Origin of the sequence: Streptomyces sp. NPDC057543, assembly GCF_042801895.1 — a bacterium.
Taxonomy (GTDB): domain Bacteria; phylum Actinomycetota; class Actinomycetes; order Streptomycetales; family Streptomycetaceae; genus Streptomyces.
This window is the reverse complement of record NZ_JBHVFF010000562.1, coordinates 1-1,804: the sequence shown is the minus strand read 5'-3', so window position 1 is coordinate 1,804 and position 1,804 is coordinate 1. Positions and strand designations below refer to the sequence as shown.

At 68.7% G+C, this 1,804-nt stretch carries 1 protein-coding gene; it reads left to right on the top strand.

Annotation, left to right across the window (positions count from 1 at the left end; translation table 11 throughout):
* Window positions 1-98 precede the first annotated feature (98 nt).
* A complete protein-coding gene (locus ACFU8Q_RS41290; RefSeq protein WP_384465298.1) occupies window positions 99-1,748 on the top strand; it encodes an IS1182 family transposase in 1,650 nt (549 codons plus the stop codon).
* Window positions 1,749-1,804: the final 56 nt, after the last annotated feature.

Genomic DNA, 1,804 nt, shown 5'->3' with positions numbered 1-1,804 from the left:
CGGGGATGCTGTTGGCGAATTCGTGGCTCGGCGTGACGTCGGCCTTCAACACCCGGTTGTGGTCTTGAAGGCCGACGTTGTCGTATGGGGAGGTTTCGATGTCGCTGCGTCCGATCGGGGATGGGGAGATCCCTGCGGAGACGGTGCGGGTGGCCCGGGCGGCGTTCCCGAAGGGGAGCCTGGCGATCCGGCTGCGGGACGAGCTGGGGGTGCTGTTCCGGGACGAACAGTTCGCGGATCTGTTCCCGACCCGGGGCAAGCCGGCCTGGTCACCGGGCCGACTGGCGCTGGTATCGGTGCTCCAGTTCACCGAGGGGCTGCCGGACCGGCAGGCGGCCCTGGCGGTGCGGGCCCGGATCGACTGGAAGTACGCCCTGGGCCTTGAACTGACCGATCCGGGCTTCGACTTCTCGGTGCTCAGCGAGTTCCGTGCCCGGCTGGTCGAGGCCGACGCCGGCCAGCAGATCTTCGACCGGGTTCTTGAGACCGCCCGGCAGGCTGGAGTGCTCAAGGCGCCGGGCCGCGCCCGCACCGACTCCACCCACGTGCTGGCCGCGATCCGGTCGCTGAACCGGCTGGAGTTCGTCATCGAGACCATGCGGACCGCCCTCAACGCGCTCGCCGCCGCGGCCCCCAACTGGCTCACCGCGCACGCCGACCCGGCGTGGTTCGACAGGTATGCCACCCGGCCGGAGGATTACTGGCTGCCATCGGGCCAGGGAAAGCGGACTGAGCTGGCCGAGCAGACCGGCCGGGACGGGATGCGCCTGCTCACCGATGTGCACACGCCCGACGCGCCTATCTGGCTGCGCGAGCTTCCCGCCGTCCAGATCCTGCGCCGGGCATGGGTGCAGCAGTACGTCGTCGACGCGGAAGGCGAGGTGCAGTGGCGGGACCCAAAAGCCTGCCCGCCAGGCGCATTACGCCTGGTCAGCCCCTATGAAACCGAAGCCCGCGCGAGCGTGAAACGCGACATCAAATGGGACGGCTTCAAAGTCCATCTCACCGAGACCTGCGACCCGGACACACCCCACCTGATCACGAATGTGCTGACCACCGACGCCACCGTCCAGGACATCAAGGCCACCGATCTCATCCACGACATCCTGGCGGCGAAGGATCTTCTGCCCGGTGAGCACCTGCTGGACGCGGGCTACATCGACGGCCCGCGCATCGTCACTGCTGCCCGCGACCACGGCATCACCCTGACCGGCCCCATCGCGAGCGATAGATCCGCACAGGCCACCGGCCCCTACAACCAGGCAGCCTTCACCGTGGACTGGGACGCCAAAACGGTGACCTGCCCAAACGGCAACACATCCCGCCAGTGGCGTGACGCGTTCTCCATCCGTGACGCTCCGATCATCCGGATCGCCTTCTCACCCACCGACTGCCGTCCCTGCCCCGCCCGCCCCCAGTGCATCAGCTCCAACCGCGCCACCAAGCGCGAGATCACCCTGCGACCCCGCGCAGAACACGAAGCGATCCAGCAGGCCCGCGCCGCCCGGGGAACACCCGAGTGGCGGGAACGCTACGCGGCCCGCAACGGCATCGAGGGCACCATCTCCCACGCCGTCCACACCGCTGGCCTGCGGCAAAGCCGCTATCGAGGACTCGCCAAGACCCGGCTCCAGCACCAGCTCACCGCAGCCGCGATCAACCTCGCCCGCCTCAATGCCTGGACCGCGGACCGGTCCCGGGCCCACACCCGGACCTCCCACCTGGCAGCACTTCGTCCCGCCGGATGAACTCCCGACGGGACGAAGCGATCAACGCTGGGCCCCGAATTCGCCAACAGCATCCC

Coding starts and splice junctions, on each gene's coding strand:
- ACFU8Q_RS41290 (WP_384465298.1), top strand. CDS start 99: ATGTCGCTGCGTCCGATCGGGGATGGGGAGATCCCTGCGGAGACGGTG.